General features: G+C 45.2%; 11 protein-coding genes. 2 read left to right on the forward strand and 9 right to left on the reverse strand.

The window, feature by feature from the left end; genetic code table 11:
- Positions 1 to 181: 181 nt before the first annotated feature.
- From AC1HCU_RS12240 to spt, 3 genes are all read right to left on the reverse strand, one after another.
- Complete coding sequence (locus tag AC1HCU_RS12240; RefSeq protein ID WP_480366348.1) at positions 182 to 1,201, reverse strand: dihydroorotate dehydrogenase-like protein; 1,020 nt, start codon at positions 1,199 to 1,201, stop codon at positions 182 to 184.
- 226 nt (positions 1,202 to 1,427) lie between these two features.
- Entirely contained in the window at positions 1,428 to 2,771 is a 1,344-nt protein-coding gene (locus AC1HCU_RS12245; RefSeq protein ID WP_286861381.1) for a DUF389 domain-containing protein, read from the reverse strand.
- 150 nt (positions 2,772 to 2,921) lie between these two features.
- Positions 2,922 to 4,112 carry a serine palmitoyltransferase gene (gene spt / locus AC1HCU_RS12250; RefSeq protein WP_286861379.1) on the reverse strand — a complete coding sequence of 397 codons (1,191 nt, stop codon included), beginning with the start codon at positions 4,110 to 4,112 and terminating at the stop codon, positions 2,922 to 2,924.
- Positions 4,113 to 4,337: 225 nt separating this feature from the next.
- On the opposite strand from spt, the gene AC1HCU_RS12255 reads away from it, so the two are divergent.
- Both AC1HCU_RS12255 and AC1HCU_RS12260 read left to right on the forward strand, forming a co-directional pair.
- On the forward strand, positions 4,338 to 4,856 hold the full coding sequence (locus AC1HCU_RS12255) for a ferritin (protein ID WP_286861378.1): 519 nt from the start codon (positions 4,338 to 4,340) through the stop codon (positions 4,854 to 4,856).
- A gap of 42 nt (positions 4,857 to 4,898) precedes the next feature.
- Complete coding sequence (locus tag AC1HCU_RS12260; protein ID WP_480366350.1) at positions 4,899 to 5,801, forward strand: TraB/GumN family protein; 903 nt, start codon at positions 4,899 to 4,901, stop codon at positions 5,799 to 5,801.
- Between the two features lie 44 nt (positions 5,802 to 5,845).
- Here the strand turns inward: AC1HCU_RS12260 and AC1HCU_RS12265 are convergent, their stop codons facing one another.
- The 6 genes from AC1HCU_RS12265 to AC1HCU_RS12290 all read right to left on the reverse strand — a co-directional run bounded on the left by AC1HCU_RS12265 (position 5,846) and on the right by AC1HCU_RS12290 (position 18,476).
- A complete protein-coding gene (locus tag AC1HCU_RS12265) occupies positions 5,846 to 8,035 on the reverse strand; it encodes a glycoside hydrolase family 97 protein (RefSeq protein WP_480366352.1) in 2,190 nt (729 codons plus the stop codon).
- 106 nt (positions 8,036 to 8,141) lie between these two features.
- On the reverse strand, positions 8,142 to 10,640 hold the full coding sequence (locus AC1HCU_RS12270) for a glycoside hydrolase family 31 protein (protein ID WP_480366354.1): 2,499 nt from the start codon (positions 10,638 to 10,640) through the stop codon (positions 8,142 to 8,144).
- Positions 10,641 to 10,661: 21 nt separating this feature from the next.
- Entirely contained in the window at positions 10,662 to 12,413 is a 1,752-nt protein-coding gene (locus AC1HCU_RS12275; protein ID WP_414703281.1) for an endo-dextranase, read from the reverse strand.
- Between the two features lie 62 nt (positions 12,414 to 12,475).
- Entirely contained in the window at positions 12,476 to 13,918 is a 1,443-nt protein-coding gene (locus AC1HCU_RS12280) for a SusE domain-containing protein (RefSeq protein WP_480366356.1), read from the reverse strand.
- 20 nt (positions 13,919 to 13,938) lie between these two features.
- A complete protein-coding gene (locus AC1HCU_RS12285; protein ID WP_286845894.1) occupies positions 13,939 to 15,429 on the reverse strand; it encodes a RagB/SusD family nutrient uptake outer membrane protein in 1,491 nt (496 codons plus the stop codon).
- A gap of 11 nt (positions 15,430 to 15,440) precedes the next feature.
- Entirely contained in the window at positions 15,441 to 18,476 is a 3,036-nt protein-coding gene (locus tag AC1HCU_RS12290; RefSeq protein ID WP_480366359.1) for a SusC/RagA family TonB-linked outer membrane protein, read from the reverse strand.
- Positions 18,477 to 18,582: the final 106 nt, after the last annotated feature.

Consider the following 18,582-nt stretch of genomic DNA (forward strand, 5'->3'; position numbering starts at 1 on the left):
TAAACTCTGGAACGAAAAATTGGGGAAGATCATCGTGCTCAATCCACGATATTGAAGCGCAGGCACTGTCTGTACAATCTAAAATTTATAGATCTGAAAAATGTGCATTTGCAGATAATCCAGCTCAATGAACAGCAGAGTAAAGCTACCCAATTTGAAATGAAACATCTGTTGGAAATGTTTACCACTTCAGATCCTCAAGCAGTTTGTCGGAGTGCATCAGCATGTCAATATACTGTGCTCTCCTGTAAATAAGCAGGGTATTATTTTTGTTTAGTGAACTGTCGGAAAGCTTACCCCTGAACTGATCAATCTGATCATATCCTTTGCGTTGCATCCAGTCGGTGATGCTCCGGTTTATCTCACCTATCCGTTCCAATCCGTGCCGGTATACTGCGCTCACAACCTGCACGCATGAAGCACCGGACAGAAGCACCTTGATCACATCGTCACCGTCATAAATACCGCGACTGCTACATACATCGGCTTTGACACGTCCGTAGAGCATTCCGGCATAGCGGAGCGACTTTTTATATTCACCTTTGTGGGTCAGGTTGAATGCTCTCCTGTGATTTTCATGCCAGATATCCACGTCGGGCTGGAAGAATGCGTTGAAAAGCACCATACCGTCAATGCCCTTCTCATCAAGCCGTGTAGCAAAATGCAGGATATTGGTATAGTCTGAACTCAGTTTCACACTTACCGGAATTGAAAGTTGTTGTTTGACGGCAGCTACAATACCAGCCTGTTGTTGTTCAATACTGGTTGCATCAATATCAAAATTTACCGGAATCTGATACAGGTTCAGCTCAATGCCATCCACTCCGGCCTCTTCGATCATTCCGGCGTACCGTATCCAACTCGACTCGTTCACGCAGTTGAGGCTGGCAATAACCGGAATAGAAAGACTTTCTTTTATCTGACGTAGTTTTACCAGATAATATTCAATCTCTGAACGGTCAATGTCGGGGTGGAGGGTAATCATCTCCGCATGAATATCGTCGTACTGACTCACTTTCTCGTCGTGATACAGGTTCTCCATCTGTATCTGCTCCTCGAAGAGGGTTTTATACACTACAGCACCTGCGCCCTGTTCTTCTGCTTTTTTCAGCATGTCGAGGTCGGAAGAGAGATCACAGGCACCGAGAATGACCGGACTGCCGAGCCTAATACCCATGTAGGATGTTTCCAGGTTGTTCATATGATGTTAATTTTCAGGTGAAGGCTTTATGTAAACGTCCGGTAACGGGTGTCCTGTAAAGAAACAGCTCCGGCCTTTTTACAAAAACATGCCGCAATAAAGTAATGATTTTAAACTATAACAGCAAAAAGGACGGAATAGTTTACCCTGTATTAAAATTTACAATCAGTAGTCACTTTTCCCGGGAAAGAATTTCGCATAATTCCGTATCTGTCTCTCGCGGGCATCAGGACTCATCGATCACCATCTTCGCACGAGGGTTGCCAAGTCGGTTTTTCAACCACTCTTCAATTTTGCTTCTGTCCGGGGTGCGCAGACTGTTGCGGGGAACGGTGAAGATCACGACTGGAATCATCTCCGAACGGCGTGTAGTGTCATTGGTCAGAGTAAAAAGATACGTTTCCGAATAAGAGCAGGAACGTATTTGCGGATAGAGAGGTTTAATTTCACCCAGGATCTTCTCCCCAAACAGTGGGATGTTGCGAATGCTGTCACCTCTCCCCACGGCCTGCTTCAGGGCAAAGGTAGTAGCTGCCAGCTGACTGCTGAGACGTTCCGATTCCGTTTGGTACTTTTTTACATTCTCCTGTATCAGATTTACATCAAATCCCTGACGAATCACTATCCGGGATGTATCGAGACCGTAATTCAGTGCTTTTTCCCATACCTCCGTGATCGTGGTATCACCCAGACCATAACCAGCGTAGAGTAGCCCTATTGATCGACCGGAGGGATTAATCTGTTTATCCTGAAGATAATTACCTCCCAACAATGTTACCTCACTGATAAAGCTTTCGGCATTTCGAGTAAACTCCTCGTTCTTCACCAGGTTCACACCAAAAATGATGCTGGGTATAAGTGTAAGAAGAATGACTATCGAGATAACCCGGTTTACATGCTTTTTTCGGGCAGGATCAACGATAGACCGGATAGGAAACCTCAACAGCTGGCAGACAATAAGTGCGGCAAAAGCAATAAAAACAGTGTTTATGGTGAAAAGATAAAGCGCTCCAAAGAAGAAGTTAAACTGTAACGTTGCCAGTCCGTAACCTGCCGTGCAGATGGGCGGCATCAGCGCGGTGGCGATAGCCACACCGGGAATCACATTCCCCTTTAAACGGCTACTCATAGCCACAATACCAGCCAGCCCTCCAAAAAGAGCAATGATCACGTCGTATATGGTAGGACTGGTACGGGCAAGCAGTTCAGAGTGGGCTTCGTTAATTGGAGAGAGAAGGAAGTAAAAGGCAGAGGTAATGAGGCTGATCCCAACAGCGAAAGAGAAATTTTTAAGCGAACGGCGCAACAATTGAAAATCGTAAGTAGCCAGACTATATCCCATGCCATTAATAGGTCCCATCAGCGGGGAGATAAGCATGGCACCTATAATCACCGCCGTGGAGTTCATATTGAGCCCCACAGAAGCCACTACTATGGCAAAAACCAAGATCCAAAGGTTTGTGCCCTTGAAAACAATTCCCTGTTCGATGTTCTCGTGAATGGCATCGTAACCTTCCATTTCGCTGCGCAGATCGAACCAGCGCATCAGTTTCTCACTTTTCTTCTCCATAAGAGTCACTATTACGCAAATCTAAGAAAAAAATAAAACTGTTGTAAAGCCTGACACTATTTCGTTAAGCCAAATGAGCAGAATTCAATATTTTCCCTGTTCCTGCATACTGAACTTTTCCAGATCTGAGATATGAGGTGCGTATATCCGTTACAGAACACCTGCCTTCTTAAAGACTGCCGTAATACGTTCAATAGAGTGATCGATCTGCTCAATGGTGTGCGTAGCCATCAGCGAATAACGAATCAGCGTATCGCTGGATGAAACGGCAGGAGGCACAACCGGATTGACGAAGATACCCTCTTCGAAAAGCATTTTGGTAATTAGAAAGGTTTTATCATTGTCCCTTACATAGAGCGGCAGGATAGGCGTAGAAGTGGGGCCCAACTCAAACCCTCTTTCCCGGAACTGATTGATGGCATATTCGGTGAGTTCCCACAACCGTTTTACGCGTTCCGGCTCTGATTTGAGTATATCGAGTGCCGCTGAAGCGGCAGCTGTGGCAGCAGGAGTGATGCTGGCACTAAAAATATTGGTTCTTGCATTGTGGCGTAAAAAGTTGATCACCGGATATGAACCAGCGACAAATCCGCCAATGGAAGCGAGTGATTTGCTGAAAGTCCCCATCACCAAATCCACATCACCAAGCACACCGAAGTGATCACAGACTCCTCGGCCGCTGTATTTTTTACCCAGCACGCCCAGGCTATGTGCCTCATCTACCATAATATTGGCATTGTATTTGCGTGCCAGCTTTACGATCTCCGGTAGATTGGCCAGGTCTCCTTCCATGCTGAAAACACCATCAACAATAATCAGCTTTACTTTTCTGGAATCACAACGTTTGAGTTGTTTCTCCAGAGAATCCATGTCATTATGCCGAAACTTGTATTTGGTGGAGAAAGATGTCCGGATTCCTTCAATAATGGATGCATGGTCTCTCTCATCCCAGATGATATACTCATCCCTTCCTGTGAGGCATCCCAAAACTCCTTCATTTACACTGAATCCTGTTGAGAATACAACAGCCTCATCTTTATCCATAAAGTTGGCAAGTTTTCTTTCCAGCTCCAGGTGGATGTCGAGGGTACCATTCAAAAAACGGGAACCAGCCATTCCTGTACCATATTTTTTGGTAGCAGCCACAGCAGCTTCCTTTACCTTCGGGTGATTGGTCAGTCCCAGGTATGCATTTGAACCGAACATCAAAACTCTCTTCCCGTTAATAAGTACTTCGGTGTCCTGATCACTTTCAATAGCCCGAAAGTAGGGGTAGATGCCGGCAGCTTTTGCACGCTGCGGAGCATCATATTTCATCATTTTTTCTTCTAAAAGATTCATCTAAAGGAAATTAAAAATAAGCTTCTTCCCAAAACAGAGTAAGAAGAATCAATTTTTCAAGAAACCAACTGCAAAGATAGCAATTAATTTAAATAGTCAGGAACAACTCTTTTTTTTTGACCAAAGCTGCAAGTTCAGTCATCTTTATCTAAACATTTTTGATTTGAGAACGTTTTAACATTATTGGACACATATAATTGATAAACAAATAAAAAATAAAAAATTATGGTAAGTAAAGAATTAGAAGCTGCTATTAACAAGCAGATTAATGCCGAATTTTGGTCTGCCTATCTCTATCTTTCAATGTCGGCTCATTTTTCACACAAAGGTCTTCCGGGTTTTGCCAACTGGTTCAAAGTGCAGTTTCAGGAAGAACAGGATCATGCGCTTAAACTCATGAATTATCTTATTGCAAAGGGTAATAGTGTGGAGCTCAAGCCCATTGACAAAGTGGATACATCCTGGGAATCTCTGTTAAAGGCATTCGAAGTGACACTGGAGCATGAAAAAATTGTCACTTCGCTCATTAACAATCTGGTTTCAATTGCACGCAGAGAAAATGATTATGCCTCTGAGAACATGCTACAATGGTTTGTGAATGAACAGGTGGAAGAAGAGGAAACAGCCCAGGCATTGATTGACAGTCTGAAACTGATTGGCAGTAACGGATTTGGTATCTACACAATGGATAAGGAACTGGCACAAAGGAGCTATACCCCAATAGACACTTCCGTAAATCCTTAATTGGGAGAGATTCTTTAACATTCTAGTGAATTAATATTTCAAGTGAAAAGAAAGATACTCTCACTGGCAACATTTTTATTGTTGCTTTCCTGCATTGGTGCCTCCACACGGGGCACCAACTCTTTATTGTGGAAGATATCCGGAAACGGTCTTAAACAACCCTCCTTTATCTTTGGTACACATCATCTGGTACCTCTCTCCTTTCTTGATTCCGTTCCAGGAGTATGGAATGCCTTTGATAGCACAGTACAGACTGTGGGAGAGTTGGACATGAGTAATATGTCCAGGATGCAGATGGAAATCATGGGTGAATCCACCCTGCCTGTCGGGATCACATACGAATCGCTGGTATCACCGGAAGAGGTCGCACTGCTCGACAGTACCCTTACCCGGCTACTGGGTGTGGGATTGGGACAAGTGGGCAACCTCAAACCGGCACTTCTCTCAAATCTGATTTCGGTCACTCTATACCAGCAGTATTATCCTTCTCTTTCATCCGGAACAAGTCTCGACCAGTATTTCCAGGAGGAAGCATTAAAACGCAACCGCACGGTTATTGGACTGGAGACAACAGAAGATCAGATAGAAGTTTTACTGAACTCTCAAACGTTGGAGCGCCAGGCCGAGTTATTGACCTGCATGGTGAAACATCCGGAATTGCTGAAAGAGCAGATGGATGAGCTTCAGGTTGCATATCATGCGCAGGATATCCATGCCTTGCGGGAACTGTCTGAAAAAGAGATAATCAACGATCCCTGTCCCTCTACCGAAGAGGAGAAAAACAGACTGAATAAAGACCGGAACGAGAAATGGCTCAAAAAACTACCCCAAATTATGGCTGAAAAGCCATCATTCATTGCTGTGGGATGCCTGCATCTACCAGGAGAGGAGGGTTTAATTGAAGGTCTGAGAAAGTTGGGATATACTGTCGAGGCAGTAAGATAGCAAAAAGCGGGGTGCTTTAATGTAAACCCCGCTTTTTTCACAATTTACAGTTTCTTTAATCCTTTGACCTGCACTTTATCCTTTACCGGAAACAGGCTAATAGCAAAACCACCTCCAGCTACCGTTTGCTGTCTCAGTTCGGATTTATCAGTTACGACTACCTTGCGGATAGTGTAAGCCTGTGGATTGGTCTTATAGTTAGCATCCTTTGCATCAGCATATATCGTAGCAATATATTGTTTGCCGGGATCCAAAAAATCGAATGAGATTTTAGAAGTAAACTTGCTATTCCCCGTGGTATTGCCGACGAACCAGTTATTTGTTCCTTTCTCTTTTCGGGCAACAGTAATGTATGCTCCCGGCTCTGCTTCGAGGTATAAGCTTTCATCCCAATCCAATGCCACATCTTTGATGAACTGGAATGCATCGGGAAAACGCTCGTAATTCTCCGGAAGATCGGCAGCCATCTGCAATGGACTACTCATTGTCACGTACAATGCCAGCTGATTGGCGATGGTAGAATTGCAGTGCGACTGATTATTGGGATTGATTTTAGAAATATCCATTTCGAAAATACCCGGGGTATAATCCATCGGTCCGCCGATAAGACGCGTGAAAGGCAGTACTGTTACGTGACTCGGCTTGCTACCTCCGAAAGCCTGATATTCTGTACCTCGTGCCGATTCGTTGGCGATCAGGTTGGGCCAGGTACGTGAAATACCGGTGGGACGTACAGCCTCATGGGCATTGACCATGATCTTATATTCCGCCGCCTTCTCTATCGCATACTGGTAATGGTTGTTGATCCACTGACTATAATGGTTCTCACCACGAGGAATAATATCCCCCACATAACCGCTCTTCACGGCAGGATAATCATACCTGTTCATCAATTGATATGCCTTATCGAGATGGCGTTCATAGTTTCGCACCGAAGATGATGTTTCATGGTGCATGATCATTGCTACGTTCTTGTTTTTCGCATAACGGTGTATTTCCTCCATATCGAAATCAGGATAGGGCGTTTGAAAATCGAAGACAAAATCTTTCGAATTACCGAACCAATCCTCCCAGCCAATGTTCCACCCTTCCACAAGTACACCATCCATCCCATGCTTTGCCGCAAAATCGATATATCTTTTTACATTGGCTGTGGTGGCTCCGTGTCGTCCGTGAGGTTTCACCGTGGAATAATCCGTAACACCTATCTGAATACTCGGCAGATCATGCGTATATGACCAGTCGCTTTTTCCGGTAATCATTTCCCACCATACGCCGACATACTTCATGGGTTTAATCCAGGAAGTATCATCAATCTTCGAAGGTTCATTGAGGTTTAATGTAATATTGGATGCCAGGATATCACGTGCATCGTCACTTACGATAATCGTACGCCAAGGTATTGTGCAGGGAGTTTGTAAATAACCTTTTGCTCCATTGGCATCGGGTGTGATCCAGGATTGAAAGATAAAATCATGGTCATCCAGATTCAGGTGCATGGCTCCATAGTTAATCAAGGCTGCTTCGTGTAGGTTGATGTAAATGCCCTCGGCTGTTTTCATCTGCAATGCAGTTTGTACGCCTGTATCAGAAAATCCAGTCTGAGAGAGGTTTCCCTGTCTACCTCCTTCATTGAGGCCTCTGATCTCCGATAATTTGGAAATATTATAATCATATTCCTGGGTATCATAGTCGCCCGGAATCCAGTAAGCGGTATGATCTCCGGTCATAGCAAACTGGGTCAACTCTTCTTTGACGACAAAGTAAACCAGATTCTTCTGCTGCGGAAATTCATACCGAAACCCAAGTCCGTCGTCAAACAGACGAAAACGGATCACCATATCGCGATCAGTATCCTTCTGGTTGAGTGTTACCGCCATCTCGTTGTATCGGTTGCGGATCTCTTTCGTTTCACCCCATACGGGCTCCCATATCTCATCGAATGAACTGTATTGTACCTCAGCTACATTGAATCCGTCGTACAAAGATGTTTTGGGATCTTTTTTACGATTAATTTCAGAACCGAACTCCACCTTGTCGCTTCCAATCAGCTCAAGGCCCAATTTACTTGGATTGATCACCGTTTTCCCATTATATTTTAAGGTATACACCGGCGTTCCTTGTTGATCGACAAAGAAATTCATCTCCAGATCACCGTTTGGTGATCTCAGATTCTGTGCCGCTATGATGCCGGCAATCAGGCAAAAGTATAATAGTATAAATATTTTCCTCATATGATTAAAATTAAGACATGAGAACCAAGACAAAAAACCGGACCTTCATTTGTCTATAAGTTCCTTATTCATAAGTCTTGGTTACAATGGATTCTTTTATATGCTTTTAATTAATTAATATGGTTATCTTTTTTCTATGATCGGGTATTTTCACTCGACACTCATTCGACTCCTCGCTCCACCACCATGCTATAGATGAAACATCGTTCTCCGCTGTGCGGTAAATAGAAGCTTCATCCGTTTTTTTGGCTGTTTTACCATTCACGGTGACCGAAACAGGCATTTTATCGAGATGATAAGCCAGGATCATGTTCCTTTTGTCCGATTGTTTGAATCCATTATCCGACGGTACAATTTCCGTACGGTATCCGTCGGACAGAGTAGTACAGGTAAACCGCGTTCTTGAAGCGATGTTATCGAGATACTCGAGGTTCTCTCCCTCATCTTCATAGAGTTCGAATTCTGCCGTTTCATCTTCATAGTCGGGAAAAATATGAATAAACAACGGATAGTCTTTCTTTTCGTGGATATATTGCATTACCGGCATCATCGGGACGATGGAGCCTTTCCTTACAAAAATGGGAATCACATTTAAAGATGCACGATAAGCAATTTGCTGTCCACCCAAATAAACGGTTTTTTTGTCGTTAAAATCAATCCATTCCCCTTCGGGCAGATAGAGACGCTTTACCCTTTCTCCCTTTTTCAACACCGGTGCTACAAGCAGTTCCTCACCAAACATAAACTGATCTTCAACTTTCAGTGCCACTTCGTCGTAGGGATATTCCATAAACAGCCCCCTCATAATAGGCAATCCTGTATCATGCGCCTTCCGGGCATAAGTGTACAGGTAAGGAAAGAGCTGATATTTCAATTCGATGGCAGCTTTACTGTTTTTCTCAGCTGTTTCTCCAAACATCCAAGGTTCTACCGCATTATCACCTTCGTGATGAGCACGGCTCAATGGATTAAAAATGCCAAACTGCATCCACCGGGTGTAGAGTTCTGCCATCGCCGGGTAATCGGTAATATCACCACAATAACCGGAAATATCTGTTGTCCAGAACGGAATACCTCCCAATCCGGCAGAGATACCGATCGCCACCTGGTTCCGTAGTTGCCCCCACCCTTCGAGGAGATCATTGCCATTGCCGCTGTCACCACTCCAGCCAAACGTATAGCGCTGGAGTCCGGCATAAGCTGCACGCGTCATCTGGAATATCCGTTTGCCCGGGTTCCTCTTTTCAAACTGCTCTTTTACCACCTTGTCCCAGGTCAGTCCGTACACATTGTGAATCTCACCGTGCATACCGATATGGTGCCGCATATGAAGTCGATCAATGTCCTCCTCATTGCTCCATGCCGGTTCGCCCATATCTGTCCAGAATCCGGCAGCTCCATCATTTAATGGTTTCTGCTGGTACTCACCCCACCAGTCGGCCACCTCCGGAATGGTAAAATCCACCACCCCACAGTTACCTCCCCATGGCCAGGGCATATCATACGCTTTCCCTGTTCGGGAATCCTTTACGAAATAACCGAGACTGTCGGCTTCTGCCCACTGTTTCCTATTTGCTTGAGAGATCACCGGATCCTGTGAAAGAATCACTTTAAAACCTTGCTCATTTAAAGTAGAGAGCATTTGCTTCGGATTGTTGTAATTTCCCTCTCTCCATTCAAAATTCTGCAAATATTGTGTCCAACCGATATCCTGATAGATTATATCGCATGGAATTTGACGCTTACGGAATTCGGCAGCCACCTCCAGTGCCTGCGCTTCTTTCGTGTAAAGACCACGACTTTGCGAGAAGCCAAACGCCCACTTAGGCGGCATAATAGGTTTCCCTGTCAGGGAGATATACTGACTCTGGATATCCTTATAATCTTTCCCGAAAATAAAGTAATAGACAAATGCTCCGTCTGGTGCCTCAAACGAATAATATTCATTGGACTCTGTACCAAATTTAAATTCTGTTTTATAAGTATTATCAAGGAAAATCCCATATTGGTAACTACTCATAAAGAAGGGTATGCTTTTATATAGCGGATCCTCGTTTACACTGTAGCAGGGGCGGTCGCTGTTCCACATCTTGTATTCCCGTCCGCGTCGATTGAGAGGCCCGGCCTTTTCTCCCAAGCCGAAAAACTGTTCGTCGTCTCGCAATACCTTGTAAGCTTTCTTCGCCGTGGAGTCAGACACGTGACCGATCTCCTTATAATCACTGAACAACAGTTTTTGCCATTTATCAAAAATCTGTAGTTGCATCGGGCTCTTGTTCATCCTGATACGGAGCCTGGAAGTGTATATCTCGTAGGATGATGGTTCGTCGTTCACCGCTATCTTCTCCATATTTTCGAGGTCCTCATTGATTACTGCAAACGATTTATTTTTGCGAACAAATGTGCCATGGGGATCGAACCATATTTTTACGACGGAGTTGTTGAGAAAGTCCAGTGACAGCCTCGATCCATCTTCCGTGTTAAACACAACCCTATTCCCTTCTTTTGTATATGAGGTAACCTCCTTCGATCTACCACCTTGTTGTGCATAGATGACAAAAGGAGTGAAGAGAGTCAGCAGTAATATAAATTGTAGGTACTTCATCAAATTTCTTTTACGTGATAGTTAATACTCGATGACAATCATGTCCCAATACTTCAACGACGGAAGTGTGAACCTGACTTCATTCCCTGCCTGTGTGAAGTCGAGCGTTCTGGCTGCTCCTCCATTTATATCGGGTGAAGCAAACCAGATTTTCTTCACAGGACGGGTCACTGTTACTTTTATTTCAGTACCGATGATGGCCAGAGGCTCTTTTTGGGTTCCATTGGTATCTCTCCACTCCATGGAGTTTGCATTAGAGAAATTAAGCAGATGGATTACTTCCTTGTCAGTAAATCTTTTGCCAGTAACGGCTACGGCTCCCTTTGATGCAGGCCAGTTTTCAAACCTGGCCTGGTTGTTGTCCGACTGCACATTGAACGAGGCAAACGCTCCTCCGTCACGTAAAAGATTCTGATAAGCCACAAGAAAATCGTAGTAACAAACCAAAGCCTCCTTTAACTCTTTCTTCATCTGCAGATTCGAATTGGGGAAGTATTCGTTTGCCAGGTAGTGTTCACCCAGTTCAAGGTGAGCTCCTCCGAACGAGAATATCACCGCGTTGGTCAACAATACACCCGGTGCGTTTACATAACCAGAGCTGCTGGATTTTGCATAGTTAACATAAGCAGCCAGCACGGTCTGCTTCTTGTTATCCGAATAGGCATTGTTTTCAAGGATCACATTTGCCAGCTCTCCAAAAGTTTTGCTTTCATCCCACACTTCGGTATAGAGAAAATCGACCTCGTTTTGGGATATATAACTCTGCCCAAACTGGCTAACCGCATTCATCACCAACCTTTTGTCGGGACGGGACTGCTTCATGGCTGCTATAAAAGACGCATAAGTCTCCTCCAACTTTAGCAGATTACCGTTATAATCGTATACTGCTCCCCGGTTACCCAGCTGATCAATATGATAACCGTCGAAATCGAATACCCGGTATACATCGTTATGACGTGCTATGAGATAGTTCTGCCACGCATTGTTTGCCGGATTTGTGAGGTAAATGCTACTGCGAAAGGGGGAATCAAGATGGTGACTGTCTTTGACTGAGCGGTTGGAATCCTTGAAAATATACCACTCTTCCTTTACACCATCCGCCGCCGCATTGCTCAATGCGCCAAATGCGAGATTGTAAAACATCGCTTTCATTCCTCTCCCGTGCATGGCATCAATATAACTTTTCACTGTAGAGAGATAGTTGGTACGACCAATGAGATCGGGCCACTGGGACAGCGGATTATCTACGGTTCCTGCCAGCGGGCGGTGGTGGTCGTGCATCCAGTCATAAAATTGTACCCCATTTATGTGATAACGGTTTAAAAGCTCAATATTTTTCCCGATCTGCGTCTTCGACAGATCACCATACGAAGAGAGAAAGCCGTAACGGGGAAACTTTGTCCAGTCGGAAGAAACATCCACAGCAATGGTGTGATAAATCTTTTCTTCTTTTCCATCAACTTCATAAATATCCACCATATACCCTTTGAAATCTTCTGCCGGTGTAATCCATGACCAGCTCGTCCCCTGCAGCTCCTCCTCCTTTATTACTTTTCCCAGGTGCGAATAACGCACTTTTGGGTTACCGGAAGGTTTTTCTTTCAGCGTAAAACGGACAGTCTCCCCTGGTTTGTATACCGACTTATCGGTTGTGATGTCGACCGACAGATAGGTATCGCCGTAAGTTATCGGATTATTTTTTGTATCATAATCATCTTTGCATGAAGTCAATGTCAGCAAACAGATTAAAAACAGAAAGGTGATTTTTTTGATCATAATTTGAATCGGAGATCTGCCGCACCGCTCATCCGGTGCGGTAGATCATCCCTGTTTGTTTATTGTTTTTGAATGGTGATGGTTTCTTTTAACTGATCGAGTTCGATTTTATAAGTGCCGGATTCCGAAATCCTCCACTTGTAGTCCACGCCAGCCCCGGGATAATTAAACAACATCTGTTCTGTCTGCCCCGTAGGTGATTTATCTGCTTCGCTCGCAATAAACCAGGCACCATTCCAATCGGATTGCTTGTCGCATGTAAACTTCAGCTCTCCGCCCTTAAGTGATCCACTCCATGTGAACTTGTAGGGATCGGCTGTGGCCGTCATGGGAGTGGCATTGCCAATATCCCACCCGTTGGGTGAAGCATCGCCTACGAGGTAAATCATTTCAAATGGCACAAATGGAACGATATCTATCTTCATGTCCCGTGTATCCAGTTTGATTTTATATACGCCGCCAGTAATGTTCCATTTATAATCAGGATCACCCGCCCATTTGTCCACATCGAGGCCTATGCCTTCTGCTGTCTTATCAACAGTGGGACGGAAAAAGAGTGCGTCCCAGTTTACCGCGGCAGTTCCTATTTTAAATTCACCCCCGGCTGAAAGGTCACCATTGTAATGGAAGATAAACGGATCCACAGGATTCACGGCCATCGGCTGAAAACTCCATCCGGTGGGATTGCCTACAAACCACAATTCGCTATATTCCGGTCCTTCACCTCTTACAATACTGATTGTCAGCGTAATCAAATTCACTTTTACCGTATAGGTTCCTCCTTCAGTTATTTCGAACTGTTCGTCGTAGGGATCATCAAAACTTTCGCGCAGATAGAGTTTCGTATCGCTCTCTCCCTTGTTGTAAGAGGGAGCAAACTCTCCCGGCGTGGCGATAAATTTGAATTTTCCTGGCGAAAGCGATCCGGTCCAGGTAAACCCTTTGGGAACATTGCTGATGGGGCGCATTTCGGTGGCATCGTCGGCATTCCATCCGTTGGGTGTAGCATCACCCAGCATGTACAGTGTCTTGGTAATCGGTTTGTGTGTTTTAACCGAGAGGCGTTGCAGGTTCGAAATCTCCGGTTCGATACCCTCTGCAGCGACAGTGGCTTTAACACGGACCTCCAGCACCACCTCCTTATTTACTTCAACACCAAAATTATTTAGCAATATCTCATTCAGCTCTTCGTTCTTGTAAATTTTTTCGTATACACCCCTTCCCAAATCAATCGATACGCCTCCTGCAAAGTTGTCACCCTGCAAATCCATCTGAAAGGTATAGCTGATTCCGGCATTGGTACCTTGGTTGGAACCGGTTGTCCATGACAATTTCAGGGCTTCCGAAGTCGGATTTGCAGCATCCAGCTCGATTTCAGCCAATGAAGCAGTTATTTCAAGGGGACTGCTTCCCTTGTCCAGTTCCATGTAATTATCGTCGGCACACCCTACAAACAGTGTGACCCACAACGACAGTAAAAATAGTAATCTGTATATCTTCATAACAGTCTCTCTTTTTGATATTAATATCCTTGATTTTGTGTGAGATTAGGATTGGCATCCCTCTCCTTTTGCGGGATAGGAAACAACAGGTGTTTCTGCGTCGCGTTGATTTTACCGATGGAGTGCAGGAAATCCAAGGCATATTGTCCGTTATCCCACCTGATGATATCGAACCAGCGATGTCCTTCGAAGGCCAGTTCAATGCGACGTTCATTTCTGATTTTCTCTCTCATCTGTTCGGTTGTGAGATTCTCCACATCTCCCCTATTTGTCAGGCCTGCCCTTTTACGCACCTGGTATAATGGTTCTTCTGCTTCTGTTGTTCTTCCCAGCTCATTCAGCGCTTCAGCTTTCATCAACAACACATCGGCAAAACGCAATACCACAACATTTGCAGAGTTGGTATTATAATCGGGAGAGACGGACAGCGGCACAAGGAACTTCCGAACATTGTAACCCGTGTTCGACATATTCGCCTTGTATGATTTGCCGTCGAAATCGGGACCTCCCTCATACAGGATGGTTTTGTCTTTACGCAAATCTCCATTCTCATATTGGTCCACGAACTCCTGTGTCGGTTGGTTCCAGCCATAAGCACCGCCAACCCATCCTGTATTACGCGGACCCATGTAGGTACTTAGCCAGTTGGCCTGGTTTTCATCACTCCAGAAACCAGCCTTGGTCAGTCCGTAATATTGCACTTCAAATAGAGATTCTGCTGTGTTCTTATGCCGTTCCTCACCCCCGAAGCTATCGCTGTAATCGGAATTCAGGGTATAACCGAGGCTCTCTACCAGCTCACTCATCTGTAGTGATTCTGCATACATTCCCAATGTCAGATAAACCTTTGCCAGCATGCCGGCAGCCGCACCCTTGGAAGCACGGCCGATGTCGCTTCCCGAATATGCTTCCCTGACCGGCAACAATTCAATTGCATCCTTCAAGTCAGGAATTATCACCTCGTTGTAGATGGTCATCTTGTCGGTACGTTCGGGCAGCAGGTTGTCTCCAGGCTTCGGTGTGGAGACTGTCATCGGGACATCTCCGAAAAGCTGCACCAGAATGAAATAATAGTTGGCACGAAGAAACTTCGCTTCTCCGATAGAACGGTTTTTCAACGATTCGTCGATATCCATCTTCGGCACATTTTCCAATACCGTATTGCAGTATAGTATCCCGGGATTGGGACCTCGCCATATGTCCAGTGCAGCTGCATTGTCGGCTGTAGCTACAAAATTTGCCAAGGTAACAGTCTCTATCCCGTCGGTGCCTCCACCAGCACCCACTTCGCTGTTTCCTGCAATGATATCGAGCGTCCAGATTCTCATGTTGTATAATTTGGGACGCTGTAGCGGCTGATAAGCCCCATTTACCAGGGCAATAGCCGACGCTTCGTCCGTGAGAGCCTCGGCACTTGGGTCTTCATACGGAACTTTATCCAAAAAATCGGAGCAGGATCCAAAGAGTGTCAATACCGATAAAAGTCCAATTATATATGCTATTTTTCTCATATTGTCATCGATTAAAATTGAATATTTAGGCCTAAACTGATTGTACGTGTTACCGGATAGGTGCCGAGATCGACACCTCCTGCCCCTACTTCAGGATCAAAACCAGAATAACCGGTCAATGTAAAGAGGTTCTGGCAAGAGAGATAGAGTCGTGCCATACTTAGTTGAGCCTTCTGTGCTACTGATTTCGGCAACGTATATCCTAACGTGAGATTTTTCAAACGAAGGTATGATCCATCCTCGATAAACCGGTTGGAATGGCGTACATTCTGATTGGGGTCGCTGTAGACAGCACGCGGAACACTGTTACTTGTTCCTTCTCCTGTCCAGCGGTCCAACACTTTTGTCGTCTGGTTTTGCGGGACTGACATACTTTCCTGCCATATTCTGTTGGCATTGTAAATGTCGTTTCCGGCCACACCCTGGAAAAAGACCTGCAGGTCGAAATTTCCGTAAGCAAAGCTGTTGTTCATGGAGAACGTCCATTCAGGGAATGGATTACCGATAAAGGTACGGTCATCGGCATTGATGACTCCGTTGTTGTCAAGATCACGAAACTTGATATCGCCAGGTGCTGTTCCGCCGGTTACCTGCGTAGCATACCGGTCCACCTCCTCCTGATTCTGGAAGATGCCGTTGGTTACATAACCATAGAACGCGTTCACAGGTCGTCCTTCGGCACTCACCTGCACTTTAGTCATATTGATATCCCCACCGGTAAACAGGGCAATACCGTCATTCATTTTGATTACTTCATTCTTATTGTAAGAAACATTGAAATCGGTATCCCATTCAAACTGGCCCGTGAGGTTTCTGGAGGAGACAGTCAGCTCAAGCCCTTTGTTCCTAATCTCTCCGGCATTTACACTAGGCACGTAAATGTCTGAATAACCTGTTGTGATGGGTACTGACATCGGCACCAGCATATCGCTTGTATTTTTCAGGTAAGCATCAAGCGTCAGATTAATCCGTTGATTCAATAAAGAGAGATCCACCCCGGCATTAAACTGCCTTACCGTCTCCCATTGTACATCCTGATTGGGCATCACCAGCGGATAGAGCGTAGAAACCGGTGTACCGTTGAACACATACTGTCCCGTTTTCAACCGGGTAAAATAGGCGTAGTTGTCTATACCTCCCTGGTTTCCCGTTTCTCCGTATCCCAAACGGACTTTCACATCGTCGATCCATTCGTTTGCGTGGAAGAAAGATTCTTCCGACAAGCGCCAAGCTGCGGAGAACGAGGGAAAAGTACCCCACCTGTTTTCTTTGGAAAATCGGGAGGAGCCGTCGCGACGGATTGTTGCGGTGAAAAGATATTTGTTGTCGTAATTGTAATTGGCTCGCCCCATAAACGAGAGGATAGCCCAATCGTTTTTGGTACCCCCGACGGTGGGGTCGGTAAGCCCGTTATTTAACTGGCTGTTATTATCACTCAGGAATCCCTGCACACTTGCGTTCATGCGGTTATACAAGTTATTCTGGGCGCTGGAACCAATCATCACGTTGACGTTGTGTTTATCTGCGAAGGTGTCGAGGTAAGTAAGCGTATTGTCCCACAGATAGGTAAGACTTTTATTCGACTCTTCATACAGTGAAGACTGCGGCTGTGGGATAGGCTTCCAGTCATATTTGGGACTAAAGCTGTTCTGATCCCAAAACTTGAAGTCGATGCCACCCAGTGACTTAAAAGTAAGTTTATCTGCCGGTTTTATCTCAGCGAAGATATTTCCAAGCACGTTGTATCCGTTGGTTCTGTTTCGACTAAGTGTTGCTGTTCCAATAGGATTGCGTATATCCCCGTACTGATAAGCCGGTTCTCCGGGACCGGAGTAAGAACCATCTTCGTTGTAAACAGGCTGCGTAGGCAGCGAGGCCATCGTACCGCGAATATCATAAGAACCCTGTTTCTTGATATCGTGACTCAGGGTTATATTGTTCCCGAATTTTATCCATGAACGCACGTTCGATTCGCTATTGAACTGCACCGTGTATCGTCGGTATGATGTATTAGACACAACACCGTCCTGATCGAATACTCCTCCCGACACATAATAATTTCCCTTATCACTACCTCCGGAATAGGAAACCGTATAGTTTCTCATTCTCGCCGAACGGAAGAGTTCATCAAGCCAGTCGGTACCTTCACCCCAGACCGTTGGATCAGCAAAGTCGGCGCGCTGTGTCAGCGGGGAGGAGGCCAACTGGTTATAATTAGCAATCATCTCGTTATGTAACGAGGCAAACTGTGTAGCATTCAACATCTGTGGCATGCCGGTAGCAGTTTGTACTCCCCAGTTCGCACTGAATGAGATAGATCCGTCACCCGATTTGCCCTTCTTCGTGGTAACCAATATGACGCCGTTTGCCCCCCGCGACCCGTAAATGGCAGTGGCAGAAGCATCTTTGAGCACATCCACGGTTTCCACATCTTCCATATTCAGGGAATTGATTCCCAGGTCCGTGGGTACCCCGTCTATAACCAGAAGCGGTTCGCTGTTATTGATAGTGCTGATTCCCCTGATGCGGAAGGAGACATTGTCACCCGGTTTACCGGAGGAGATAACCTGCACACCTGCAGCCCGTCCCTGAAGCGCTTCCCCGATACTGGCTACCGGCTTGTCCTTCATCGTCTCCCCCGAAACCGATGATACAGCGCCTGTGAGATCTCTTTTTTTCATCACACCATATCCGATTACAACCAACTCGTCCAACAGTTGGTTGTCCTCTTTTAGCACGATAGAGAGATGTGTTTTCCCTGCAACAGGGATCTCCTGTGGGTGATATCCTATATAAGATATGGTAATTACTGATGATTCGGGCACCGATAAAGAAAAATTACCATCGATATCACTTACGGTACCGGTCGTAGTTCCTTTTACAAAAACGGAAGCACCTATCACAGAAACACCATTCTCTTCGGTGATATTCCCGGAAATAGTTTTTTGATTCTGAGCCGACAGATTCGCTGTAAAGGCCGCACACAATACAAATAAAACCAGCCTGTATGCAAATGGCTCTTTGAAAAATTTCTGTTTTTCCCTCATGTTAATAAATTTAGAAAATAAAAATGTGAAAATTCTCACTATAATAATAGCTTAAACAAGTTCCCAGGCTACGCCCGCCCCTATTTAATTGTTTTTAACACTAACT

The sequence above is a fragment of the Proteiniphilum sp. LBM24028 genome, from assembly GCF_056629195.1.

Bases quoted from the DNA above. Each gene is read 5' to 3' on its own strand.
- AC1HCU_RS12245 (WP_286861381.1), bottom strand. From the start codon at position 2,771: ATGGAGAAGAAAAGTGAGAAACTGATGCGCTGGTTCGATCTGCGCAGC.
- AC1HCU_RS12255 (WP_286861378.1), top strand. From the start codon at position 4,338: ATGGTAAGTAAAGAATTAGAAGCTGCTATTAACAAGCAGATTAATGCC.
- AC1HCU_RS12270 (WP_480366354.1), bottom strand. From the start codon at position 10,640: ATGAAGTACCTACAATTTATATTACTGCTGACTCTCTTCACTCCTTTT.
- AC1HCU_RS12265 (WP_480366352.1), bottom strand. From the start codon at position 8,035: ATGAGGAAAATATTTATACTATTATACTTTTGCCTGATTGCCGGCATC.
- AC1HCU_RS12240 (WP_480366348.1), bottom strand. From the start codon at position 1,201: ATGAACAACCTGGAAACATCCTACATGGGTATTAGGCTCGGCAGTCCG.
- AC1HCU_RS12285 (WP_286845894.1), bottom strand. From the start codon at position 15,429: ATGAGAAAAATAGCATATATAATTGGACTTTTATCGGTATTGACACTC.
- AC1HCU_RS12290 (WP_480366359.1), bottom strand. From the start codon at position 18,476: ATGAGGGAAAAACAGAAATTTTTCAAAGAGCCATTTGCATACAGGCTG.
- AC1HCU_RS12280 (WP_480366356.1), bottom strand. From the start codon at position 13,918: ATGAAGATATACAGATTACTATTTTTACTGTCGTTGTGGGTCACACTG.
- spt (WP_286861379.1), bottom strand. From the start codon at position 4,112: ATGAATCTTTTAGAAGAAAAAATGATGAAATATGATGCTCCGCAGCGT.